Consider the following 2,142-nt stretch of genomic DNA (forward strand, 5'->3'; position numbering starts at 1 on the left):
GTTATTTTGTTTGATTTTTGACGGCACCTCAGCCCCATTCGGCTTTGCAATCCGGTGCTCGACCAAGCCATTGGTTTGTCCGCGCTTGACCTTGTATTGGGCTTTTTGTTTTAGCTGTTTCGTTAGGATTCTGAGTCATTGACCAAGCTCAGCAAGCTTACCGGTATGGCGTGCCTTGCTGGCTGTAGCCCCTGCTGCGCCCAAGCCTCCTGTCGAAGCGGCCAACAGCGCAGCCAGGACAACTTCAAATACGGTGCCACCCCCGATATAGGCCCACTCAGTTAAGTGCTGTGCTTTGGCATATTCCGTCGCAAAGTTCATCAAAGCGCTCTGGGTTGCCGGATCATTTTTGATGAAACTGGCTATGTCATAGGCTTCTGCTAGGGTTTCTTTAGTAATCGAATTTGGGTCAAATCCGAGAGCCTTGACAACAGCTACCGCATAGCACGTTGTGACGGGCCGTACGGGTAATTCGAATACTTTTTACATATAATGCTGACTACAATGAGAAGTAAGACTTCACTTCTCTTTCTGCATCTTCTGGGGTAAGCCAAGTATCAGGTCTTACACCGCTATAAATTAAATCGTCGACAATGTAATATAAGTATTGTGCTTCCTTTATATCAGCAAGTGAATTTTTGGCGTAAATAAAACTTTCAAATTCTGGCATACATGTTCTTTGAGGAAGTGGTATTTTATTTTCAGCAACTAACTTTTTTATTTCTTTTAAGTCTTCACAAAACTTTCGTTCATTAGCTACTAGGTTTCTCGGAGGGCTGCTGAGTATTAGGAGCAAAGCATCGATGCACAATGGAATATATTTATAATATTCTTTTTTGAAGAGTAAATTACCATCCCTTGCTAAGGCTAATAATTTTCTCATCGGAATTTCCATCTCCCAATAGATACACTCTCTATCATTTGGGTTGCTGGCATGAAAGTTAAGCGTGCCATCCATGTAAATATACCTCAAGGTGCCCAGCATCTCTGGTTGTACGGGCAGGGGCAGGTCATGGTTCTCTGCTCGCTCTTTCAGCCAGTTTAGCTGGGCGATCATCTGGCCTTCAGCGGTATTATCGGTAGAGTCATAACCTGCAAATTTGTTAAGGAGTATGTTGCAGTTATCTATAACATCGAGGAGTTGTTCATTAGTGTTTGGCATTAATCAATGCCTTCTGTAAGTTTATCAATGACTGGTAATAAATGTGCTTTCACAGCGTCATCAGTGATTTGAATTTCTTGTGGCCATGTAGGTAAAATGTGACTAGATCTGCTTTTATTGACAATTTTAACCCCCATTTTCCCTGGGTAGCCAGCGTTCATACTTCGACTAATTAAAATAACCTCAGTTTCAAATATAGCCTTACATGCATGTTTATTTTTAGGAAACCCTCCGTCTGATGGCTTTTTCCAAAAACCATTGAGAATGGATTCTTTTATCCAAAGCAAAGAAAGTATTGGTATTTCCAATTGATTTTGCGTGTCTTCTGATTTTCCTTTGCTGGTGTACATGAGTATTAGATAGCCTGATTTTGAGTAGACTTCAATTAATCTATTTTCAGCATAATCAAGGTGAAACATTGAGTGATATTTAGCTTGAGATCTAGTTGTGCTATTGTTGATTAACTCAAATGTTAACATTATTATCCCTATTTATACAGTTCAACTTTTAAGATTTTGCCACGGGTGATTAGCTCTTCTATAGTCTCTGGCATATGTTGAATTTCCAGTATCTCTAAAGCACCAGGTTTAGACTTTATACCATTAAATTCAGTTAGACCATCACCTTTAAATACTTCCCATGCCCCAATTTCGGACAGAATATTTTGTCTTGCTGTAAATTTTTTTGAGTCAATATTAGAGTTGAAATTTTCCATAGCAAAACGCTGAGCTTCGTGAGTATCGAAGCTTGAAGTCCAATGTTTTCCAGAATCAGAAATGTCATTGTTGAAGCTGTCCCAGTATTCTCTAAACTTCTCAGAATACTCTTCAGTCATCACCTTATCGATTAACTTTGGTGACAACTCACCTTCGAATTCACTCTTTAACTTGGTACGCATATTCTCAAAGGTGGGTACAAAAATATCTGAGCCATCAATGTCGAGGTTTTCACCGCGGTCGATGATGTACATCACATACTTA

4 protein-coding genes are annotated in these 2,142 nt (G+C 39.9%); all 4 read right to left on the reverse strand.

Features of this window, described 5'->3' with window-relative positions:
• Positions 1-135: 135 nt before the first annotated feature.
• Complete coding sequence (locus tag C9I99_RS26805; RefSeq protein ID WP_107351886.1) at positions 136-321, reverse strand: hypothetical protein; 186 nt, start codon at positions 319-321, stop codon at positions 136-138.
• Between the two features lie 178 nt (positions 322-499).
• The gene (locus C9I99_RS26810) at positions 500-1,162 is read right to left on the reverse strand and encodes a hypothetical protein (protein WP_107351887.1); all 663 of its coding nucleotides are present in this window, start codon (positions 1,160-1,162) and stop codon (positions 500-502) included.
• Positions 1,162-1,641, reverse strand: a complete 480-nt coding sequence (locus tag C9I99_RS26815; RefSeq protein WP_107351888.1) for a hypothetical protein — start codon at positions 1,639-1,641, stop codon at positions 1,162-1,164. The genes C9I99_RS26810 and C9I99_RS26815 overlap by 1 nt, the downstream gene beginning before the upstream one ends.
• An 8-nt stretch (positions 1,642-1,649) precedes the next feature.
• On the reverse strand, positions 1,650-2,142 hold a 493-nt coding region (locus C9I99_RS26820), incomplete at its 5' end, for a hypothetical protein (protein ID WP_211321964.1).

Source organism: Photobacterium lutimaris (assembly GCF_003025555.1).
In the GTDB taxonomy this organism is placed as follows: domain Bacteria; phylum Pseudomonadota; class Gammaproteobacteria; order Enterobacterales; family Vibrionaceae; genus Photobacterium; species Photobacterium lutimaris.